General features: G+C 71.2%; 1 protein-coding gene. It reads right to left on the bottom strand.

Annotated elements, in window-relative coordinates; all coding sequences use genetic code 11:
- A partial coding sequence (locus J0A65_RS25725) for a prolipoprotein diacylglyceryl transferase family protein (protein WP_206597045.1) occupies positions 1-374 on the bottom strand: 374 nt, incomplete at its 3' end.
- Positions 375-472: the final 98 nt, after the last annotated feature.

Genomic DNA, 472 nt, shown 5'->3' with positions numbered 1-472 from the left:
AGGCTGCCCATGCCCCACACCAGCAGCCCGGTGGCCATGCCGGCGCCCAGCGCGGTGCGCAGCTCTGGCCGGCGCCACAGGTACCAGCCCCCGAGCAGGGCGGCGGCCAGCAGACCGCCCCAGGCGATGAAACCACCGTCGCGGATATCGAGCACCCGCCAGGGCGCATCCCGGTAGTGCCCGGCATACAGGGCGACGAACGCCAGGCGTGCGCCCAGCAGGGCCGCCAGCAGCAAACGGAAGATCAGCGCCTCCGGGTTGACCTGGCGCTTGCGCCCCAGCCACCAGCCGACCAGCGTGGCCAGCAGCAGGCTGACCAGCAGCAACACATGGCCGACGCCGAGCGCCAGCGGTCCTACATCCATCGTCAACATCAGCCACGCTCCATCGCACTGTCCCATACCTGGATGAACTGCCGGGCATCGACCTCGCCGGTGATGCGCTGCTGGCGTCGCTCCGCGCCGTCCGGGCC

It is taken from the genome of Bowmanella yangjiangensis (assembly GCF_017255015.1).
GTDB classification, from domain to species: Bacteria; Pseudomonadota; Gammaproteobacteria; order Enterobacterales; family Alteromonadaceae; genus Bowmanella; species Bowmanella yangjiangensis.
This window is presented reverse-complemented; position numbering and strand designations above follow the sequence as displayed.